Annotated in this window: 18 protein-coding genes; 5 read left to right on the top strand and 13 right to left on the bottom strand. The window is 36.5% G+C overall.

Annotated elements, in window-relative coordinates; genetic code table 11:
• Window positions 1-196 precede the first annotated feature (196 nt).
• On the bottom strand, window positions 197-529 hold the full coding sequence (locus ACT9TX_RS16835) for a hypothetical protein (RefSeq protein WP_481340040.1): 333 nt from the start codon (window positions 527-529) through the stop codon (window positions 197-199).
• Between the two features lie 333 nt (window positions 530-862).
• Here ACT9TX_RS16835 and ACT9TX_RS16840 point away from each other — a divergent pair, with 333 nt between their 5' ends.
• The gene (locus tag ACT9TX_RS16840; RefSeq protein ID WP_481340042.1) at window positions 863-1519 is read left to right on the top strand and encodes a TMEM175 family protein; all 657 of its coding nucleotides are present in this window, start codon (window positions 863-865) and stop codon (window positions 1517-1519) included.
• Between the two features lie 7 nt (window positions 1520-1526).
• The gene (locus tag ACT9TX_RS16845; protein ID WP_481340043.1) at window positions 1527-2213 is read left to right on the top strand and encodes a peptidoglycan DD-metalloendopeptidase family protein; all 687 of its coding nucleotides are present in this window, start codon (window positions 1527-1529) and stop codon (window positions 2211-2213) included.
• A gap of 151 nt (window positions 2214-2364) precedes the next feature.
• Here the strand turns inward: ACT9TX_RS16845 and ACT9TX_RS16850 are convergent, their stop codons facing one another.
• A complete protein-coding gene (locus ACT9TX_RS16850; RefSeq protein WP_481340044.1) occupies window positions 2365-2697 on the bottom strand; it encodes a hypothetical protein in 333 nt (110 codons plus the stop codon).
• Between the two features lie 56 nt (window positions 2698-2753).
• On the bottom strand, window positions 2754-5168 hold the full coding sequence (gene ppsA / locus ACT9TX_RS16855; protein WP_481340045.1) for a phosphoenolpyruvate synthase: 2415 nt from the start codon (window positions 5166-5168) through the stop codon (window positions 2754-2756).
• A gap of 134 nt (window positions 5169-5302) precedes the next feature.
• Here ppsA and ACT9TX_RS16860 point away from each other — a divergent pair, with 134 nt between their 5' ends.
• Together ACT9TX_RS16860 and ACT9TX_RS16865 are read left to right on the top strand one after the other, a co-directional pair.
• Window positions 5303-6178: an AraC family transcriptional regulator gene (locus ACT9TX_RS16860; protein WP_481340047.1), complete on the top strand. Its 876-nt coding sequence runs from the start codon at window positions 5303-5305 to the stop codon at window positions 6176-6178.
• A 186-nt stretch (window positions 6179-6364) separates the two neighbouring features.
• A complete protein-coding gene (locus ACT9TX_RS16865) occupies window positions 6365-6697 on the top strand; it encodes a hypothetical protein (protein WP_481340049.1) in 333 nt (110 codons plus the stop codon).
• 220 nt (window positions 6698-6917) lie between these two features.
• On the opposite strand, the gene ACT9TX_RS16870 is transcribed toward ACT9TX_RS16865, so the two are convergent.
• The 10 genes from ACT9TX_RS16870 to ACT9TX_RS16915 all read right to left on the bottom strand — a co-directional run bounded on the left by ACT9TX_RS16870 (window position 6918) and on the right by ACT9TX_RS16915 (window position 21210).
• The gene (locus ACT9TX_RS16870) at window positions 6918-8051 is read right to left on the bottom strand and encodes a TIGR03364 family FAD-dependent oxidoreductase (RefSeq protein ID WP_481340050.1); all 1134 of its coding nucleotides are present in this window, start codon (window positions 8049-8051) and stop codon (window positions 6918-6920) included.
• The gene (locus tag ACT9TX_RS16875; protein WP_481340052.1) at window positions 8041-9351 is read right to left on the bottom strand and encodes a DUF5690 family protein; all 1311 of its coding nucleotides are present in this window, start codon (window positions 9349-9351) and stop codon (window positions 8041-8043) included. Before ACT9TX_RS16875 ends, ACT9TX_RS16870 begins: the two co-directional genes overlap by 11 nt.
• Window positions 9352-9364: 13 nt before the next feature.
• Window positions 9365-9973, bottom strand: coding sequence for an HDIG domain-containing metalloprotein (locus ACT9TX_RS16880; RefSeq protein WP_481340053.1), 609 nt, complete (start codon window positions 9971-9973; stop codon window positions 9365-9367).
• 42 nt (window positions 9974-10015) lie between these two features.
• Window positions 10016-11101 (bottom strand): alkaline phosphatase family protein, encoded by a 1086-nt coding sequence (locus ACT9TX_RS16885; RefSeq protein ID WP_481340054.1) that lies wholly within the window; start codon window positions 11099-11101, stop codon window positions 10016-10018.
• Window positions 11102-11125: 24 nt separating this feature from the next.
• On the bottom strand, window positions 11126-11806 hold the full coding sequence (locus ACT9TX_RS16890; RefSeq protein ID WP_481340056.1) for an HAD-IA family hydrolase: 681 nt from the start codon (window positions 11804-11806) through the stop codon (window positions 11126-11128).
• Between the two features lie 12 nt (window positions 11807-11818).
• Window positions 11819-14593: a phosphoesterase gene (locus ACT9TX_RS16895; protein WP_481340058.1), complete on the bottom strand. Its 2775-nt coding sequence runs from the start codon at window positions 14591-14593 to the stop codon at window positions 11819-11821.
• A 90-nt stretch (window positions 14594-14683) separates the two neighbouring features.
• Entirely contained in the window at window positions 14684-16258 is a 1575-nt protein-coding gene (locus ACT9TX_RS16900) for a SusD/RagB family nutrient-binding outer membrane lipoprotein (RefSeq protein ID WP_481340059.1), read from the bottom strand.
• Between the two features lie 38 nt (window positions 16259-16296).
• Window positions 16297-19578: a SusC/RagA family TonB-linked outer membrane protein gene (locus tag ACT9TX_RS16905; RefSeq protein ID WP_481340060.1), complete on the bottom strand. Its 3282-nt coding sequence runs from the start codon at window positions 19576-19578 to the stop codon at window positions 16297-16299.
• A 159-nt stretch (window positions 19579-19737) separates the two neighbouring features.
• The gene (locus tag ACT9TX_RS16910) at window positions 19738-20316 is read right to left on the bottom strand and encodes a helix-turn-helix domain-containing protein (RefSeq protein WP_481340062.1); all 579 of its coding nucleotides are present in this window, start codon (window positions 20314-20316) and stop codon (window positions 19738-19740) included.
• A gap of 81 nt (window positions 20317-20397) precedes the next feature.
• Window positions 20398-21210 (bottom strand): glycerophosphodiester phosphodiesterase family protein, encoded by an 813-nt coding sequence (locus ACT9TX_RS16915; protein ID WP_481340063.1) that lies wholly within the window; start codon window positions 21208-21210, stop codon window positions 20398-20400.
• A 125-nt stretch (window positions 21211-21335) separates the two neighbouring features.
• Here ACT9TX_RS16915 and ACT9TX_RS16920 point away from each other — a divergent pair, with 125 nt between their 5' ends.
• Window positions 21336-22553 (top strand): alkaline phosphatase family protein, encoded by a 1218-nt coding sequence (locus ACT9TX_RS16920; RefSeq protein WP_481340065.1) that lies wholly within the window; start codon window positions 21336-21338, stop codon window positions 22551-22553.
• Window positions 22554-23201 lie beyond the last annotated feature (648 nt).

Here is a 23201-nt window from a genome sequence, read left to right on the forward strand (position 1 = left end):
ATAAATGTTTTCTATCCAAAACGTTCGCCTTTACTTAATAAGTATGCAAAAAATAAATTTAGATGCGTTTGCCCTGCGGTTACATCATCACGATGTATAGTTACCTAGACAAGATGTATACTTATTTTGCTGATACTTACGTAATTCTAATAAAAAATTATGACTTATTGAAAAGGGCGAATGCCCTTTTTGCCCCTTATAAGAACAAATTTTTCTTAGCAGGTGCTTTAAACGGTATGGCTGCCGCTTCTTGCTTATCGCTTGCAGATATGTCTTTTACACTTTTCAAATAGCTTTTTAGTTTTTTGCTTAGTTCTACTACGCCTGTTTCTGGATGATATAATAAGGTATCACGTAATTGTAATGCTTTTGAATAGTCGTTATAAGCAGTATCTACTGCTTTGTTAGCATCAGTAAGGCTAGTAGCATAAGCTTCTAGGCTAGCAATGGTAATGTTCGATTCTTCGGGTGTATACGCAGTTACTTGTTTTAAACTCGCAATAAAATCTTTAAAGTTTTTAATGCGCATATCAAAACTCTGTTGAGATGTAGAATGTTTCTTTGGTGTTTCGGCAGATGTACCATCTGTTGCAGTGGCTTTTGTGCTTGTAGTTAAAAATTCTAATACTCATTTACGCTGGTAGATACGATAGAGTGGCCGTGCCACGTATGCAAGTTGGGTACAAAACTTACTGCCCGCAAGCGCAGTTTGTGATGTTTGAAAAAAGTGGTCACAACCCACAAGTAGAAGAGCCGAGCAAACTGTTTCCTATTATTTTAGAGTTTATGAAGCGCTTGAAAATAGCTGCTTTTGTATTGGCAATTCTTATATTTTTGACTATCAATCAAATAAGCCGTTGTAATGAGCCAACAACATCAAGACCATCAATCAGCTTTTCAACTAGAACGTATAGCGTTGTTTTCTGACGCAGTATTTGCCATTGCTATTACGCTATTGATTATTGAAATTAAGGTACCCAACTTACCTTTTGACAAAAATGCATTTAGCGAAGAATTTGGCCATGCAATGCAAGAAATGATTCCTGAGTTTATAGGCTTTTTAATAAGTTTTATGGTAATTGGCAGTTTTTGGAAAGCCCACCATACTTTGTTTGGTTTTATAAAAGACTACGATAGAAAACTATTATCGCTCAACAACTGGTTTTTGCTCTCTATTGTAGCAATGCCATTTACCACAGCCTTTATGAGCCGCTACATTTTTATTCAGCCATTTTTTATTTATAGCTGTAATGTAATTGTTGCGGGGTTGTTTCAAGTGCGGTTGTGGCGTTATATTATAAATACCAAACACAACCTGCACACAGCTTTACCGAAGGGTATGGCACAATACAAAACTGCTACGCCTTTAATTGTGGTAGGTTGCTTTGTAATATCTTTATTAATACATGTGATTGTTGATGGTATTGTAGCAAGATTATTTTTGTCATGCTTGTTTATTATCAATATTTTAGTTGGGCGCTATTTTAAAAAGAAATACCAGTTAAGTAAGCGATATTAGTTAGCCAATGTTATCAGCCATTTTACAAAAACATCAGCCAGCATTTGCTAAGGTTGTGCCGTTTAATGCGCAACTAGATACCTTATTATTGCAAGATTTTACGGTTGCAAATACTGAATTAACCGATGAGATTTTAAACAATACAGTTAATTTCTCAGCTTATATTAATACCAAACTTCAGACTTCAAATGCCAAATTTGGCATTGGTGGTTACAACGAACATCGTACTATTTACAGCCGTAGTAAAGTGTTTGATACCGCAGACGAACCAAGGCGTTTACATTTAGGTGTAGATATTTGGGGCGAAGCTAAAACGCCCGTGTTTGCTGCATTAGATGGTTTGGTACATAGTTTTGCCTCTAATAATTTTTATGGTGATTATGGTGCTACCATTATTTTACAACACCAAATTGACGGCTTTGTATTTCATGCTTTGTATGGCCATTTGTCGCTAAAAGATTTGGATGGCTTGTACGAAGGGAAACCTATTGCAAAAGGTGAATTGGTAGCGCATTTTGGTAAGGCAGAAGAAAATGGTAATTGGCCACCACACTTGCATTATCAGCTAATTATAGATATGCAAGGTAAAAAGGGTGATTATCTTGGTGTGTGTAAATTAAGTGAACGTGAACAATACTTAGCCAATTGCCCTGATGCAGATTTGATATTACAAATGGTGCAATTTTCGAAATGATGGGAACGCTAATGACGCTGATTTAGGTGGATAAAAGGATTTATAGTTATTGCTTAGATAAAAGTACAATAACGAACAGAACGTAGAAGAGTGCGACGCAACAAAAGCTAAATAGTAGTACTATAGTTGGTGACCAAAAAAGCTACATCCTTTACAGAGTGTGGCCTTTATATGCTTGATGTTGCTTACTATTATTTTTAACCTTATTCCAATACTGCTTGCCTCTCTTCAAAGTCTTCGGTTGTAATTTTTCCAAGTAGCAAAGCGCTTGCGTAGAATATCCTATAAACTTTTTTATATGCACCCACCATTTTCTAGTGTGTCCGCAGCCTTTTTTCATAGATGCTACTACATGGTCAAGGTTTACACTAGTGGTATTGCAGCTACTCATTAAGGTCGCTTCACGTTTGTGAAACTCAGGATGGCTAAATACCATCTCATTTTTTTGCAAGCTTATTAATACAAACCTAGCACCATGTACCATGTATTAAAATACCTTTTGCATATGGTTTTATTTATGATAAATAGGGATTTCTATGTCTATTTTTCTACTGCTGCAATGGCTTTAATGGTTTTAATAATTGAGTCTGGCGTTACAGAAATACTATCAATTCCTTGTTCTACCAAGAATTGTGCAAAGTCAGGAAAATCTGAAGGGCCTTGACCACAAATACCCACTTTTACACCATTGGCTTTTGCCGAAGCAATGAGTTTCGAAATCATGGCTTTTACCGCAGGGTTACGCTCATCGTACAAATGCGCCACCAAGGAAGAATCTCTATCTAGCCCAAGTGTCAACTGTGTCAAATCATTAGAACCTATTGAAAAGCCATCAATATGTTTGGCAAACTCATCGGCCATAATAATATTAGATGGAATTTCTGCCATCAAGTACAATTCAAGGCCATTTTCGCCACGCACCAAGCCAAATTCTTGCATCACATCTTTTACAAGTACTAGCTCTTCTACAGTGCGGCAGAATGGTATCATCACTACTACATTGTCTAAGCCCATTTCTTCACGTACTATTTTTATGGCTTTACATTCTAAGCCAAATGCTGGCTTGTAAGCCTCTGAATAATAGCGTGAAGCGCCGCGCCAACCAATCATTGGGTTTTCTTCATGCGGTTCAAAATGATTACCACCAAGTAAGTTATAGTACTCATTGCTTTTAAAATCGCTAAAGCGCACAATCACTTTGTTTGGATAAAAAGCAGCCGCAATTTTTGCAATACCGTAAGACAATTTTTTGATAAAGAAATCTTCTTCATTATCGTAACCAAAAATGCGCTTCTCAATTTCTTTACTCAATGGTGCATCGTTTAAGGTTTTGTGGTGCATTAAAGCCAAAGGATGAATTTGGATATAGTTGTTAATGATAAACTCTTCACGAGCCAGACCTACACCTGCATTTGGTAAATGTGAAAACTTAAAGCACATGGATGGTGTAGCTACGTTTAGCATCAACTTGGTTTTAACAGGCGGTAAATCTTTTAAATCGTACTCACTTTTTTCAAAGCCAATAATTCCGTCGTATATTAAGCCTATTTCGCCCTCAGCACAGCTAACAGTAATTTCTTGGCCCTCATTAAAAATATCTGTTGCATTGCCACAACCTACAATAGCGGGTACACCTAGTTCTCTTGCTACAATAGCGGCATGACAAGTTCTACCGCCCTTATTGGTTACAATAGCCGATGCTTTTTTCATAATTGGTTCCCAATCTGGATCCGTCATATCGGTTACCAAAACATCGCCTTCTTTAAACTCGTGGCCTTCTACAGCACGCTTATCTAGCGAGAATAAAATGTTCACTTTACCTGCACCAATTTTATCGCCTACAGCAATGCCTTTCATGAGTATTTTTTCTTCTCTTGCGGCATCAAAAATGGCGTACTCAGTTATTTTACCATGGTCTTTTTGTGAGTGAATGGTTTCTGGTCTTGCTTGTACAATAAACAGTTCTTTACTCAAGCCATCAACAGCCCACTCTACATCCATAGGTGTCCATTTACCTTTAATAGATGTGTAGTAGTTCTCAATTTTTACTACCCAATCTGCTAGTTTAATCACCTCAGCATCTGACAAGCAAAACCGATGTTGAAAGCTTTTTTCGGTAGAGATAATTTTCACACGTTCATCAGCTTTATCGCCATACACCATCATCTTATCTTTTACACCCAATTTCTTTTCTATGATTGACTTGTAGCCCTTTTGTAGCGATGGTTTAAACACAATAAACTCATCAGGCGATATAGCGCCTTGTACCACCATTTCACCCAAACCATAAGAGCCATTAATTACCACAACATCCTTAAACCCACTTTCGGTATCAAGGCTAAAAGCCACACCAGACGAACCCAAATCGCTACGCACCATTTTTTGCACACAAATACTTAGCGCCACAGCAAAATGATTGTAACCAAATGTTTGGCGATAACTGATTGCTCTATCTGTAAATAAGGATGCAAAACAATTACGTACACAATCCATTAAAGTAGCAGGGCCTGTAACGTTTAAAAATGTTTCTTGTTGACCAGCAAAAGAAGCATCTGGCAAATCTTCAGCGGTAGCTGATGAACGTACTGCTACATCGGTATAATCTTGTTTATAATTTGCTGACAAAAGTTCGTAAGCCTTAATAATATCCTCACTCATCTGTTTCTCAAAGCGGCCATTACGAATTAATAAACGTACTTGGTTACCACCTCTTCTCAACGATTCGATATTATCGTAATCAATCGTGTTGATGATGTGCTTGATGGTACTTTCTAATCCGTTGTAAGCAATAAATTGGCGATAAGCATCCACAGTAATTACAAAGCCATTTGGAATGTTTACTCCCAAGGCCGCTAAGTGCTGAATCATTTCGCCAAGAGATGCATTTTTACCACCAACGATTTCAATATCGTTAATACCTACTTTGTTTAACGGAAGGATAAAATTGTTTGCCATGAGATTTTTTAGGCGAAGATATCTTGCGTATTTTTCATTATATGGCAACAGGTTAGCATCTTGTGATGATATCTTCACATTATTTCTGGTAATTTTAGCCTATAAAATAACATCTTATCATCAAAAAACAGTGTATGAAACCACACCTGTTAAAGATTCATTTGCAACCAGATCAATCGTTTAGTGTACGGCACGATGTAGTACCGCATTTTTACAACAAGTGGCACCACCATCCTGAACTAGAGTTGGTACATATTATTAAAGGTTCGGGCAGGCAATTTATAGGCGACCATGTACACCATTTTAAGAGTGGCGATATGATTTTATTAGGTGCTGATTTACCACATTATTGGCGCAGCGAAGACAGTTATTTTATATCTAACTCTGGACTAACATGCGAAGCGATTGTGGTACATTTTACAGCTAACTTCTTAGGAGATACTTTTTTTAATTTACCAGAAAATAAAGCCATTGCAAGGCTATTGCAAAAAGCACAGCAAGCGGTAAGAATAAAAAATAATACTCAAAAACAAGTGGGTATTTTACTAGAAAAATTGGTAGCTGTAAAAAATAGCGAACGCATTATTGTACTACTGCAAATACTTGAAGCAATTGCTAATTCAAAAGACACCAAAACCATATGTAGTAAGGGTTTAGAGTTTCATTACAACCCAAGAGAAGTGGATAGATTGAATGCCATTTATCAATTTGTATTGCAAAATTTTTCGGCAGAAATTACTTTGGAACAAGTGGCAAAAGTGGCACACATAAGCCCACAATCTTTTTGTAGATATTTTAAATCGAGAATTAAAAAAACCTTCTCAAAATTTTTGATAGAAGTGCGTATAGGACATGCTTGCAAGCTATTGGCTGAAACTAATAAAAGCATTGCCGACATCTGCTACGAATGTGGTTACAATAATTTTTCAAACTTCAATAGGCATTTTAAAAACATTACCCAAAAAACACCGCTTGAACATAGACACCACTATACCATGATAGGTAAATAAATGTAGTTTATAGAAGCATTTGTTTAAAATGTTACATCTGCACAATAATATGCCTGAAAAACAGTTACAGTATCTTGGCATTAAGTATTCGATCCAATATCAGTGAAGACCCTCTTAACGATGCGAAACTATGTGTTAATATTATTCTGCTACAGTCATTTATCTCAAAATGACACCAACATTCTCTTGGCAAAACCATCAGAAAAGTCAAGCTTTTATCAGCCGCAACAACCTAAAAAGCCTTCATTTTTTGAATCTATTTTTGGCAAAATCATTAAGCCAAAACCAAGCAAACCAACTACTACAACCGTTAAAAAGAAACCCATAAAGATTAAGTACAAAAAATACGTAATGGCAGAAGGCGAAGGCCTGTGGCAAGTAGCGGATAAAAAGAAAATAGCTATTAAAGGTGTACCTGAATGGATAGAATTAATAGCTAAAAGGAATAAACTGCAATTGAAAGACAATCAAGGCAATTATGTGTTAAACGCAGGTGATGCTATTTGGATACCGATGTAAAAATATTTACAATATGTAAAACATAAATATTTTTCGCGTTCTAAAACCTAATTCCTTGTTACACTTACAACCATAACTTTTACTTAAAATTTTATCATTCTACGTAAAGCATTTACCAACTTAACTGTCATAACATTACCTACAACTTTTAAAACATTGGTCGATTATATTATGATAGCGTCCAAAATATATTTATTTATAAAATATATTTTGGACTTTACTATATGGCATTCACACATTCTTCTGCAAAGCCAAAACTGAGTGTCATACCTGCGCCACCCAATCCATTGATGATGTACACATCTTTATCAGGTTGTAAAAATACATCGGTAGCGCCATTAGTCATTTTAGGGTAAATGCCATGCCAAGATTGTATAAGCTGCCAGTTATCTGTAACTGCAAACTGCTTTAAGTAATCCATCACCATGGTATTTATGAATGCTTTATCGAATGGATCAAACGTTAATCCATACTCATGGCTATCACCAACCGTCAATTGGCCTTTATCATTTTGCGATACCATTACATGAATACCCCATTGTAAATAGTCGCTCATTTCTGCCTCGTATCTAGTCTTTAACTTTGGTAGAGAAGCGGCTGCTTTAAAACTATTATAATGAATTAATGATAAACCGCCACATAATGAAACGCCCATTCGATTGCTTGGTGTATCTGTTGTAAAACGTAGCATTTGTAGCTTACACTTTGTAATAGCCAACTGCTGAAACTGTTGTGGGTACAGCGTTTCAAAATCTGCACCGCTGCATATACATACCACATCTGCTTGCAATGTTTCATTACCCATCCATACTTTACCTGTTGCCACATTGGTAACTGCCTTACCCCAAATAAACTGTACATCCAAAAACTCTTCTAAATATTTTGCTACGGTTACTATAGCTACACGTGGGTCTACAATCGTTTCAGTAGCACTGTACAAACCGCCTAATAAACCATTACCATTTACACCATTATATTTTTCTAAGATGGCACTTTTCTCTAGCAGGGTTACGGGTCTACCGCTTTGTGTAAATGCTTCGTACAGCTCTTGCAATACCTGCCATTCATCATGGTGGTGCGCTACATGCAAGCTACCTACTTCATCGTACCATAAGCCAGTACTATCTGCAATATCTTTCCAAATGGTTTTGCTACGCATGGCTCGATTGTACAACTGCCCATCGGGCTGCCCAATAGGCCATAGCATACCAAAATTTCTAATAGACGCATCAACCGCTTGTTGCGTTCTTTCAATAATGGTAACCCTAAAGCCTTTTAAACTAAGTGCTCTAGCTGTGGCTAAACCTACAATACCTGCACCTACTACAATGGCTGATTGACTATTACTTTGCATGACGTGACGTGATGATTTTAAACAATTGATGGTGAATAATTAAGCTAACCGCAATTAATAGTGTGCCTATAATACTAGCAGTATAAAACAAGCCAGAAAAAAAGCTTACCCAATTGTATTTGATGGTAATAAACTCTTTTATAAGTAGTACTAATACAGTACCTAAATAACCAAATGCATCTGCTATGTACATTACAAAGCCAACATTGGCTCGTATTTGATAGGTTGATAACATACGTTCAAAATAGAGGCAGTTAAAAGGTATATAGGCCAAGTACATACCAGTGGTGCAAAGCAACATCCAAGTTACTGGCGAAATATAATTAGAAGTATAAAGTAGTGTCGCTACCGCAGACAATAACACACCAAAAATAACAATGTAGTGTGCGGCTACAAATGCCTTGTAATTGTTCTTGATTAGAAAAAAGCCACCAATCATTGCCAGTACAATCAGCGATACATTGGTACTCATTTTGGCAAAAATGCTAGCATTATTTTGGTAGCCAGTTTCTATCCATAGTTCGTTAGCAAAGTCTTCGCAAAAGTCTCTTACAATGGTAAACGCACCATAAGCAATAACCACTGGTGTGATAGCTAGGCCAAATGTTTTTACAAAAGCAATTCTTTCAGCCTTTGTCATTGGATGGCGCTTTGTTCTGTGTGCCATATCATCAACCGATGGTTGCGGTGCTTGTTGTATAAACCAAACTGCTATCAATAATGGCAATATAAAAAAGCCGCCAGCTACAAAAGGCATCCACCAATCTGTAATATGCCATTGCAACAGTAACCACTTGCCTATTGACTTTGCTAAACCAGAAGCGAATATGAAACTAGTGGCTAAAAAAGCCCCCATAATTTCTGTGGTTTTTCTACCTTCTAAAAAGCCAAACACTAAGCCGAAAACCATACCTAGCGGCAAGCCATTTAAAAACATACAAATGATATTGTAAGGCGCTGGAATAATGGCAAAACCTAGTAACGACAACCATGCTAGCCCAATAAACAACACAATAAAATACGTCCTTTTTATTGGCTGCATGGCAGAGATAAACTTAATGCCTATAAACTTACTTATCATGTAACCAATTACCTGTGCTACCACCAAACACACTTTGTATGAGATACCAAGAAAGAAAACATTTGTGTAAGTAGCCACTGTATAAGGCTTTCTAAAACCATACATACATGCGTAAATGATAAACGCACATAACGACATACAACATACCGTTACCCAAGGCGTTTTAGCTAGCCATTGTTGTACAGCACTATGTTTATTATCTGATACAAATACTTGCATGAACTAACAGAAATTATTGATTTGTAATAGCAGCATCTAACAAATGCATAATCATCATGTGCTTGTACTTAGTTAATGCGGGCAAAGGCTGGTGTTCTACTTTTGCTTGTTCATCCCATTTGCGTAGCGCCACATATTTCTCGCACAATGGATCACTTTCAAAAGACATCGCTTCACTTTCTGTCATAATACCGCCTTGGTGCATGAGCGTATTTTTACTAGCTTCAGATAATAAATTGCAGTACTCGGGATATTTAAAAGTGAGATAGCGTTTGGCTGCTACATGGCTTGCTACCATTTTAGCAATGTTTTCAGAAAAGCCTTTACTGCGCAAATAGTCACCACCTAGTTTTTCATGGTCTACAATACCAAACCGATCCATGTGTTGCAAGCCATCTTCTGGTTTTGCGAACTCACACAAATGCCCAATGTCATGAAAAAAGGCCGCTAAAACTGTATCTCTATCGGCACCATTTGCTTCGGCAAGTTCTGCACATTGGCACATATGTTCTATTTGCGATACTGGCTCACCAATATAATCTTCACTACCAAACTTTTCGTACAATGCAATTATTTCATCAGCCACTTGGTGAATTTGCTGCTGTTGTTCCATGTAAGTCATCTTATCAAAATTTAGGGTTGACAATTTTTAACTCAAGCATTTTTACTTACTGTAAATACTTTTTATTGGTTCTGCCACAGGATGATTAGCCGTAAATATGAAGCCAAGTAATTTTGCAAACGTGGCTGCCAATTGCTGCTGAAATAATGTATTGCCATTTTTTACTTCACCAAGTGGTGCGGTATCTGGGCCAATAGCTGCAATCCAAATTTGTCCAGCATCTTCAATTTTTTCGCCATGATGGCGCCAATTATCTTTTACCTTATCGCCTCTACCATGGTCGCAAGTAATTACCAAAGTGGTTTTGTTTTTATATACAGGCGATGATTGTATATACTGCCATAAATCTGCAATCATGGCATCTTCTGCATGAGCCGATTTTAAATATTGATCGTACTGCCCACCATGTGCAAAATCATCGGTTTCATCAAAAGCGATATACAACACTTTTGGCTGGTAAGCTTTCATGTATTCTCTTGCAGCAAAATAGGTAAATACATCTGGCCTTACACCAATAGGTCTTGTGGTTAAAAACTGCATATCGTTTATTAACTGTAATGCTGAGGTCTTAAACTTCAAGGTATCTACATCAGCATTTACATACAAGCCACTGCGTTTGGTATTTAAGATGTAAGGAAAAACATCCCAAGTAGAAAATGCAGCTACTTTTCCTTTGTAATTTTTTTGCTGGTTTATAAACTCAAGCACATTCACATTCTTATTCCAAATCTTATCATTACTATTCACTAAAGTATCTGGATAGCCTGTAAAAATTTCGTTGTACCCAGGGTAAGAAAACTTGTACTTATTTGCATTGCTCACTTCACTACCCTGCCATCTATTACCATACAATTGCCCTTTTGTGGCTATCGTTTGCCAGAAAAAAGGAAACAGTTTTTTACGTCTTTCATTAATATCATTTGCCCAAAACATAGCATTGATTGCAGCGCTATCTTTTGTGTAAGTTTTGTTCTTCAAAATAACGGCATCGGCACCGCCAAACACTTCTTGCCAGCGCATACCATCAAGCGTAACTATTACTAGATTTTCTGTTTGATGCTGAGCGTTTGTAGTAGTTACAACACTTAGTAGTACAAGTATTGCAAGTATTGATTGTAAAGTTTTCATTTGCTTTATTACTATTTTATTGGTTTAATTATTTTCTGCTTGAATTAAGGGTAACAAGGCCATCAAATCGTTGATAATAAAATCGGGCTTTGCCGACTGTAACTGTGCCACAGTGTGCGCACCTGTAGTAATACCTATTGACAAGCCACAGCCTGCATTTTGCCCTTCTTGAATATCGATGATTGAATCACCAACTTTTACTACTTCTTTAGCATTAGCAATACCAAACTTTTGCATAGCTAATAGTATCATATCTGGCAAAGGCCTGTTATTAGGCACATCAGAAGCCGTTACTAGACTATCTATTTCTTTACCAACTTGCCATTGTAGTTTTTGCAAAATAAGTTCAGCAGTTGCTCTATTGTAACCAGTATTTAGCACCACGCTAATGCCTATTTTTTGCAACGCACTAAACAGTTGTACAGCATTAGGTTGGGGTTTTATAGGTAATGTACCGTAGGCATCAGCCAAGTGTTGTAAAAAATAGCTAAATGCATTATCGGTTACTTCGCTATTAACCACACCACAAGCCAGTAAAATATCTTTAGTAGCTTTCAGTTTTTCCTTACCTGCACCATGTAGCAGTACATCGTCAAACGTTACATCTACACCTGCTTCGTTTATAGCCATATGTAAGGTTTTGTATACTACGTTATCTTCATCTACAGTAGTACCTGCCATATCGAAAACCACCATTTTTATCATTTTGCCTATTTATTATTTGTTAAATTCTTTTTTGATATCCTCAACCTTATCCATGGCAGGACCTTGCAATATTTTACGCCAGTCTATTGATTGATGGTATTTTTTCATAGCTTGGTCTACATCAAAAATTCTTGGGTCGTGTTGCTCTAAAGTATAAGGTGTAAAATCTGGTTTATTGGTAAAAAAATCTTGCAATAAAGAAGCGGTTACATCATATTGATTGACATAAGGTACACCTAAAATATTATAGATAGTTTTAAGTATCGAGCCAAAATTGGCATGAGTATGGCTTACATAGCCACGCTTTACATAAGGCCCTGCCATCATTAAAATACTACGGTGTGCATCTATATGGTCTACACCACCTTGAGGGTCGTCTTCTGTAACAATTACCAACATATTTTTCCAGTATTTGGTGCGAGATAAGAAGTGTAAAATTCTACCCACAGCTAAATCATTATCTGCCATAAACGATGAACGATAAGGGTAACCATCTTGTGGTCGTACACTTGCGCCATGATCGTTTGGCACTTGCATGGTAACTAAAAAAGGCATTAATTGCTTACCTGTTAACCATTTTTTGGTAAACTCTTCTTCAAATTGTTTCATCCTAAACTGGTCTGGAATGTTCATATTAAAGCCAGCATAGTTGTGACTGGTACGTGTAAACAATGCTTTTTGCATAGGCACCATTACACCATGCGCAGCGCCTGTTGCAGTATCCATCAACTCTTCACGCACATGTGCGGTTTCGTTGGCTTCGCCAAAATTGTAGAAGTTAATGTGCTTTCTTTCTAAGGCTTCCCAAAGCCCTCCTGTTTCTGCATAATCTTCAGGATCCATACTACCTGTTGAGCCAGGAAAACGACGACCCGGTGCAGTAGAGAATAGCTTGGTTGTTTTTTCTACATCTGAGTTAGCTTCTACCCATTCATTTGGCACTACACCCATCATCCAATGGTGACCATGAATAGAGGCATCACTATCGCAATAAAAATTATCGCTGAAGGAAAAGGTTTTAGCGAGCTTATGATGGTTAGGCGATACCCTTAAGTTTTTAAATTTAGCCTTAGCAGAATCTGGTAACGTGTATTCGCAATTAACACCAAACTTGGACAAAGTAGTATCACCATTAGCATTTTGTAATTGTCCCAATACTTCATCGTAAGTTCTATTTTCTTTGGTAATGTACACAATATATTTAATAGGGCTCTTGCTAGAAACTGGCAATACTGGCAATGGATTAGTGGCATCATCTACCATCGTGGTTGCTTCAAATGTGTTGCTAATAACTTGCTTAGTATAAGCAACCAAAGCACTACTATTTGGCATGGCTATTTTTTGAAAACTACCTAATAGTATATCGCCAATATAAGTACCCTGAATAGGCGCTTTAAAACCTGCACCACCATTTGGCCCAGCACCTAAACCTCTACAAGTAATAACGTATAGTTCTTGCTCATCTTTACCCAATTGAACTCTTGTTGGCCCCCAACCTGTGGGTATTAAACCTTTGGTAGTTTTAGTGGCTACATCTATTACAGCTACAGCATTAAAACCTAGTAAAGCCACGTACAATGTTTTTTCATCTTTGCTAAGTGTAATACCAAATGGCAATAACCCTCTAAACTTATCAATACGAGCATCTACCTTAATAGCAATATGCCCTAGCAGTTTGTGTTGTTTGTAATCGATGATAGAAATATTGTCATTTGTAGCATTGGTTACATAGGCATAACGTTTACCAACTGCAATAGAATTTGGACTTGCACCACCTACCACCTCTGCCTCTTCAATCATTTCACCAACTTGGTAGCCTGTTTTAAATTTATCAACTACTTTATTGGTGGTTAAATTAATGGCAAATACGCTCATTGCTTCTGGTGCATTTGGGCTGCCAACACCAGGAATTTCTTTGCCTTCAATCTCCGTACCTTCTCTAGCTTCTTTCGTATTATCGCCATATGGATGGTAAGGAATCATTAAAGAGTCGTAGTTCTTTTTATTGGTTGCACCTTTTACTAAAGGATAGGCGTAAACCCCCACATTGGCTACAAAAGCCATTGATTTATCTGCACTAATAGCCAAGCCAAATGGCTGACGACCAGCAGGTATGGAAGCCGTTATTTTTTTATTGATAAGATTGTAGCGTACGAAGCGAAAATTGCCTCGGTCTAAAATCAATAATTCGTTGTTGTTTAATAATAAATCTGACGTAAAACTGTCTTCAAAATCAATTGTACCTACTTTGCCATTTAGGCTAATAGAATCAATACGTTTAAAATGTTCAATATCGTATACGATTACTGCGCCATTATCGCCACCACTTAAATACACTGTTTTAGAATCTGGCGCAAATGCTACGCCAAGAAAAGAACCTTCTGGTATTGGTGAAGGAATTATTTTATTTGCAAGTATTGAATCGCTAGAAAATGGACTCGCAGCTAAAGGCTGATGTGCCAACTGAGACGTTAATTGCTTGTTGTAGCTAGGCACACGAGTATCTTGCATGGCAGCAATATCTATAATGGTAAATACCCCATTGTGTAGTGTTACTGCTTTTTTACCATCGGGTGAAATAGCCATACCAAATGGATCGTGTGAAATACGTATCATTTCGCCAGCCGGCGTTACAAACCTACCGCTTGGCAAAATGGACACACCTTTTTCATCTATTTTACAAAACTGTTGCTTACTTGGCACTTGCAAAAACGTTAGTTTTTTTGGCTGTGCTATTGCAATTGCTGTTATTAAAATCAGCGGTATTGTTAGTTTTAAATAAGCCATAACAAAATACGTTTTGCAAAAATTAAAAGTAAGGCGAAATACAAGATTTCGCCTTACTTGAGGTATTATCAAAGTGTTATTGATAAATGATTATTGAAGAATCCACATTGATTTAGTAATGTCATCGCTACCAGCGTATTGGCTTTGTACAGCCGCTTTTACATTGGTTGCATTAGTTGAATATTCAGATGATGGATATTGAAAACGTAAAGGAATAACGTTACCATTGCCTACACCAGCACCAATTGAAAAAGTAGGTACACCTGTTCTTCTCCATTGGTAGTAACCTTCGTAACCAGAATTACGGGCTAAGGTTAAATAACGTTGTGTAAGAATTTTATTCAAATCTGTTGCATCGCCAGCCAATTTAACTGAAGATTGTGCAAAATAATCTGCATAGTTGAAAGTAATGTTGTAGTTAATATAATCGCCAGGCGCAGTACCTCTTAAAAAAGAAACAGTATTGGCGCCATCATTTACACCATAAAAAGCAAACATTGCAGTAATGCCTTTTTGATACCAAGTACTAGCTATACCAGATACCCAACCTCTGTTAATAGCTTCTGCAATGTTTAAGCACATTTCTGGGTAGCCCACTATAAAAGTATTCTCACCAGTATAGCCATCATAATATCTTTTACGACCAATTGGCGAAATAGTAAATGCATTAATATTAATACCTAGTGTACTCATATTATCGCCATTATTACCACCAACAAAAGATTTGAATGATGTATCTGAAAAGCCCAATCCACGTGCAGGATCGGCCACTTTCATCGCCCTTAAATCTTTCAAACCCGCTAAGGTATTTAACCAAGTGGCAGCAACGCACAAACGTGTAGCATCGTTACCATAGTTACCTTTATTGTTAGGATAATTGTTGTAAGCTGCATTGTAAACGTATTCCCAATTATCATTCAAATCAGTCATAATTGAATATTTAGTTGGGTTGTTTACAACATCAGCAAATTTTTGCTTGATATTCAAATCCGCATCTGCTGATTTTTTACTTAAATTAATCAATACACGCAATTTGAATGTGTTTACCACTTTTTGCCATTGCTTTAAAGCAGCCAAACCATCTTTAGCATTTGAAACTCTTTCTACATAGTAAAAATCGCCTAATAGAGATGTATTAGAAGCAGCAATTAAAGTAGCTAATTGTGTATTAGCATCTTCTAGTAATTGCAAAGTCTGTACAAAAATTTGCTTTTGTGTATCATACTTTGGTGTAGGATTAGTAGTGCCTTGCAAAGCTTCACTCATAGGTAAATCACCTACTTTCATAGTCATGTTGTAAAAAACATAGGCTTTAAAAAACTTAGCCAAAGCTGCATACGGATTATTAGTGCCAGATGCTTTTGCGGCTTCTTTTTCCATAGCACTAATGTTATTTAATACATTGTACTGCAAAGACGCACTACCAGACCAATACTCATTGGTACCATAATAAGTGTAGGTAGACAATGTGTATTGAGAGAATTTATCTTCATCACCACCTGGAAGTACCACTAAGCTATTTTCAATTTGTCTTAGCAATAAATATGCAGGTACCGATGTAGGCTGGTTATTGTTGACTGAATAAGTGTCAAACGTTTTAGAGCAACTGCTTGCTACAATAACTATAGCCAAAAGCAGTATGCCTATTTTATTTATCTTTTTCATGATTTTATTTTTTTGTGTTTTCAAAAAAGATGGTTGATTTAGAAAACAAAATTTACGTTAAAGCCATAGCTACGTGTAGTAGGCGTTTGAAGATCATATTCTTTACTGTTGCCACTATTGTAGTTACGACCAGAATATTGGTCAACATCCATGTCTTTAAAACGATTAGGGAAGAAGTACAATAAGTTACGACCTACCAGTGACATATCAATTTTAGAGATAAATGATTTTTTACCTAAGAATTTAGCAGGTACAGAGTAAGTGATTACCACTTCACGCAATTTAGCATAGGTTTTCTTTACAGATGTATGCTCAAAATCGTTAAAGAAGCTGCTCACATAATCTTGAATAGAACCAATTACGCTTGCATTTTTAGCATATTTCAATGCACCTGCATTAGTTATTACACCAGTAATAGGATCGTAGGTAATGGCTGGGCTACCTGACGCCAATTGCACACCTTCGCCAACATAAGTACCTACAAAACCTGGCGTTACAGAGAAGCTATTTGTGGCAGGGTTATAAACAGTATTTTTAGCTTCAATAGCACGTGCAGCACCTACAGCACCTTCAACTGTAAATATGTTAGAACCGCCCTCGATACCTTTACGCATTACACGGTCTTGTACCATACCGCCTACTTTACCATCAAATTGGAAAGAGAAGCTAAATTGCTTGTAAGAAAACTTGTTATAAACTGACCATGACCAATCAGCATCTGCATTACCTACATACTGTACTTTTGGCAAATACACAGGATAACCAGCACTGTTATTAATCACTTGACCATCTTGTGTTTTAGCAGTAACACCTGCATATAATTTATCTACACGGTCGCCTTGTTGAAACTGATAACTTGAGAAACTAGCTGGTAAGTCTTTATACGTTTCTTTAAAAGTACTCCAGTTAACCAACACATCCCAATTTAAACCTTTTGCACTTCTAATTGGTGAACCTGTAAGAGAAATTTCAGCACCACGAACTTGTGTTTTAATAGCGTTTGTGGTAAAGCCTGATAAACCAGTTGCTTGACTCAATGGATAATTACGTATACCAGGACCAACAATATTATTAAAATAGGTAGCCGTTACACCCAATCTATTTTTTAAGAATTTCACATCAAACCCATATTCTAAACTAGATGTTTCTGATGATTTGATATTTGGATCAATAACAGTAGATGGTGAACTAGCACCAGACTGACCATTGTAAGTAGTACCAATGCTATAAGCAGGATTAGACAATGAATATGATGGACCGCCATAAGCAGATACATATTGAGTACCATAACCAAGACCATAACCAGCAGGACCTATATATGGATTTGTGCTAGGTGCTTTCGCTTGTGCATAAGAAGCTCTTAGTTTTAAGAAGCTAATAGCAGAAGGTAGTTTCAAATAGTCAGATAATACAGTTGCGCCAGAAAATGAAGGATAGAAATAGGTATTATTGTTAAGCAATAATGTTGAGTTTTTATCAACTCTACCAGTTGCCGTTAAAGAGAAATATTTATTAAAGTCAACATTTAAAGAGTAGTAAGCACTTAGTACCAACATTTTAGAGTTGAAGCTATACGCTTTTACTGGATTTAATGAGTTAGAGAAAGAATACAAACCTGGTACATTCAAGTAATCAGTAGTTGTAAAGCTAGATCTATACTCAAAATTACGAGCATTAACACCACCTAAAACATCATACGTAATACCACCTTTAAACTTGTTATTGTATTTTACAAAAGCTTCTAAGTTGTTGTCAAATAAAGAACGTTGGTCTTCCCTATAATCGCCACGGTTTAATTCTCTACCGTAAGGGTGTGCAGAGTAAGGCATTTTTTCTGTTCTCAAAACATCATTAGCCGAAAGATTGGTTCTTAATGTTGCTTCTAAATGTTTACTGTGCGTATAAGTTAGAGACACATTACCAGTAATGTCATTTTTTGTATGACCACGTAACCACTCATAACTTACAAAGTAAGGGTTGTGATAACGTTGATATTCAGCAAAAATAGATTGTACACCTTCTTTACCTGGCTGCCAATAATTACGCATATCATCAATGTTCCAGTCTGCGCCTGTCCAAACAGTAACTGTGTAAATAACACTATTAGGACCATACACTACATCTGGAATATTTGGAGAAAACTGACGATTATAGTTTAAAGTACCATCAATTTTTAACTTGCTACTAAGGTTGTAGCTAGCATTCATATTAAAATTGATAGTATTTAACTTGGTATTTGGTATAATACCTTTTTGATTAGTATGCGTTAAAGACATTCTAATGCTAGAACGGTCCGTAGCAGAAGAAAAGCTTAAGTTATTGGTTGTTAATAAACCTGGGCGTATAAAACGTTTCAGGTTATCTACACCGCGAGCTACATAAGGTGTTGCTTTTCTTACACCAGTAACTGGATCAATTGGACTATCGTACTGAGGAAGCAACTGACCATTTAGAGCAGGGCCCCATACATCATAGTCACCATCATTTAATCCGCCACCTTTACCATCACCAAATATATAAGTTGAGTAGTCACCCCCACCATACTGAGCTTGTGTTTTAGGCAAGGCAATAAAACCTTTGTTTATTTGCGTGCTTGAGTTAAACTCAATAGTGTAGCCTTTATCGTTTTTCTTACCCTTTTTTGTAGTAATTAAAATGGCACCATTTTGTGCACGGCTACCATAAATGGCTGTAGCTGCTAAACCTTTTAATATTGTGTACGATTCAATATCATCTGGGCTAAGATTCCAAGTATCTGAAGTGATAGGTATACCATCAACTACATACAAGCTGATGTTGTAGCCTCGAAACGATACGTTTGGTGAAGCCAACATTTCTTGGTTAATAGCTACATCCAAACCAGCAACTTTACCTACTAAACTGTTTACTGGGTTTACCTCTCTAGCTTTTACTAAATCGGCGCCTTTTACTTCTTGTACAGAGTAACCTAATTTTTTAGTTTCTTTTTTTACACCCAAAGATGTAACTACCACTTCTTCTACTTGTTTTGCATTTTGTACCAATGCAACACTTATGTAGTTAGTATTTACTGTAATTATTTGGGCATCATAACCAATAATACTTACAGTTATTTTACTGCCTTTAGGTGCTTCAATTGCAAATTCGCCTTGCACATTTGTTGAAGTTCCTTTTGAAGATTTTGCAATCATAATACTAGCACCATCAATTGGTTTTTGTGTAGTTGCATCTAGTACTTTACCCTTTACTTGCACAGTTTGGGCAAGTAACATTTGTGGAATACTTATTACTGCAATAGCCAGTAACAAGCATCTAAAAAATGAATGTTTTAATTGCTTCATAAACAGATTTTTAACGTTTAGGAAGCAAAATTATTTGGGGTATGTTATGTTAAAATGTTGCAAAAGTTAAGTTGTAGTAAACAAATTGTTATCTAAAATCAATTTTGTGTACAAATATTAAACAATTGTGAATAAACTGTTAATAGAACACTATAAGCTTTAGGCAGGCTTGTTAAACAAATAGGCTACCAATAAAATAGCATCACCTTCGCCTACATTACGAGGGTTATGCAAAGTAGTTGCATCAAATAATAAGGTATCACCTTCTTCCATTACATACACCTCGTTACCTATTACGTACTCAACTTTCCCTTTTAGCAATAGTTTGAATTCGTAAGCATCAGTACTTACCATAGGTCTACTTGCATTTGGTTGTAGGGTTAATATCACAAAGTCTAAATGCTGATCGTTAATGGTAGTTGATAGTAACCGTTGGTAGCTAAACCCAATGGCATTTTCTTTTTCAAAAAATTGGTTCTGTGCCTTCTTTTTAAAAATGACTTTGTTAGCAACAGGCAAGCTATTAATGTCTTTAAAAAAATCATTCACGTCAATTTGTAGCGACTTGATGATGTTTAAAAACACCGTTAAAGAAGGAATAGTACGATTATTTTCCACTTGGCTAAGCATACCTTTAGTTACGCCTGCATTATCTGCTAGTTCTTGCAGTGTAATATTTTTTTCTTTGCGTACTTCTTTAAGCTTATTGGTAATTTGAACAATAATATCTTCTTGCATTGGCCAATAATTTGTACAAACTTACAATGTGTTTATATAATCTATCATTCTAAATACACAATCTAATGTCAAAGCGTGTACTTACCCTTTTTTCATTTTTTTCAAATAAGCAATCAACGCTGCAGGGTGATCTGTTTGTAAGCCATCTAGCCCAAGTGCTAATGCTGCTTGCCAATGCTTGTCTTCATCTTTCCCTTGAATATCGGCCCAAATAGGCACTTGTTTATCCTTGGCAGCTTGTACGGTTTCTAAACTGTACTCGTTGTAATTGCCATCTAGAATATCTATTTGGTACTTTGCTAGAACGCTATCCATCATTGCTTTTGACGTAACAGCTTTAGGCAAACTAATCATTAATGGCATCTTGGGCGCAATACGCCTCCAATCTATTAATTGCTGCGGTTGATTAATATACACCACCACATGTTTCTGCATGTTGTTGGCTACAATGGCTTGATAAGCTTGCTGTACAGAAGCCTCTTTAAAGTCTAAATAAATATTTATTTTACCCTTGGATAGTTGTAACACTTCTTGAAAACTTTGTACAGCTTGGCTAGCCCATTCAGGGTGATTGGTATCACGAACTTGCAACGCTCTAATGCTATCGTACAAGCAATCTTTTACTTTGGCATTTACGCCTGTCATGCGTAGTAAGGTTGCATCGTGCATAATTACTAGTTGGCTATCTTTTGTTGTGCGTAAATCTATTTCTACATAATCTACCCCATTTTTAATAGCATTTTTATAAGCTAACAAAGTATTTTCAGGTGCATTGGTATGATCACCACGGTGCGCCACCACCACAAAGCGATGTTTGACTTTAGGAACCGCATTGGGCTGTGCAACTAATACAAACGGTAAAGAAGCAACAATAAGAACTATAAAAAAGCGCATGTGATAATTGTTTATGCTGCGCAAGTAACACAGAAAATAAGCGATAACATATGAACTGTTGGTTAACATTTTACTAGAGAATACCAAACCAAAACACCAACACTATTTTTACCGAAAAGAAACACATGACACGCCTACTAACCTTGCTCTTCACAATTGTTACAATAAACAGCTTTGCCCAAAAAGCAGTATTTATAATTGCCGATGGCATACCAGCAGATGTAATTGAACAAGCAAACACTCCTAATCTTAAACGCATTATTGCACAAGGCAGTTATGTAAGGGCACATGTTGGTGGCGATAAAAATACCTATTCGCAAACACCCACAATTTCAGCCGTAGGCTACAATAGTTTACTCACTGGTACTTGGGTAAATAAACACAATGTATGGGGTAACGATATTAAAGCGCCTAACTACAACTACCCTACTATTTTTAAACTGTTTAAGCAGCAATATCCTACCAAAAAAATAGCGGTATTTAGTAGTTGGCTAGATAATAGAACCAAACTGGTAGGCGAAGGCTTGGCTGCTACGGGCAACTTACAAGTAGATTATAAAGCCGATGGTTACGAACTAGATACTTTGCAATTTCCACACGACAAAGCAGGTAACTATATGCACCTAATTGATGAAAAAGTAACCGATGAAGCAGCGGTAACTATTAAAAAGAATGCGCCAGATTTAAATTGGGTATATCTAGAATATACCGATGACATTGGCCACAAATTTGGCGACAGCCCAGAACAACAAGATGCCCTTGCACAACTTGACAAGCAACTAGGCGCTATTTACGATGCCATACAATACCGAGAAAAGCACTACAAAGAAAAATGGCTACTCATTATTACCACTGACCATGGCAGAGACGAAGCCACAGGCAAAGGCCACGGTGGGCAATCTGCAAGGCAGCGTAATACATGGATAGCTAGTAACCAGCCACTAAACAATTATGCCCACAATTACACACCAGGCATTGTAGACATTATGCCTACTTTGGCTAATTACTTACATGTAAATATGGTTGATTCTATTGCCAAAGAAGTAGATGGCATTTCATTGATAGGCAAAACATCGGTACTGAACCCAAGTGTAAATATTTTTCAGAACAAAGCAGATATTACATGGCAAACGATTGATACGACAGGCTCAGTCACTATTTGGTTAAGTACCACCAATAATAAAAAGCAAGGCGGTAGCGATGAATACATGAAACTTGCTACTGTACCAGCTAGCCAAAGGTATTGCACGGTAAACATTAGCCAATATCCTTCTAATTTTTACAAAATAGTAATTGAGGGCAAATACAACAGTGCCAATACTTGGTGGATGAAGGAGAAATAAATGCGGTATACCAGCTACAAACCCTTTGTTTTATAAACATTAGCCAAAATGAATTTAGATTGTCTACTTAAAACTGTATCGATTAATATTCAACTTAAAGAATTAGACAATTATTTGGCTACTTTAACAGCTCACAAAGTAACCCCATGTCATCAATCGTTTTAGCTTGCTCATTAAAAAGCCGCATCCAAAATTGGATGCGTTTTTTTGATGCAATAAAAATGGTCTTTTACAGGCTATGTAGTGAGAAAATAGAGAAATTCCTTTCATTGAATTAAATATAGCTTTGTTCAAACGAAATTTATTGGATGATGTATTACTTGAAAGCATTTTAATTTCGTGCGCAAAAACAAAAAATCAAACTTTTCCCCAAAATTTAAACTCAATACAAACTGAAGTTCAAATAAGATTGTGTAGTTTTCGGGCTAAAATACCTCTAGCCATAAAGCCACAATTTAATACTGTTCATAAAATGTTAAACATCGTATTATACAAAGTGGAATAATTAGAAACAAACGAAATAATCAACATAATGTTCAAGTTTACTAATGCACTATATGAAAGAAAAGAGAATAATTGACCACATCAATATTGATAATTTTGCCGTTACGCCTAAATACTTACAAATTGCTAATTCAATACTAAAAG

It is taken from the genome of Parasediminibacterium sp. HNIBRBA5674 (genome assembly GCF_056745525.1).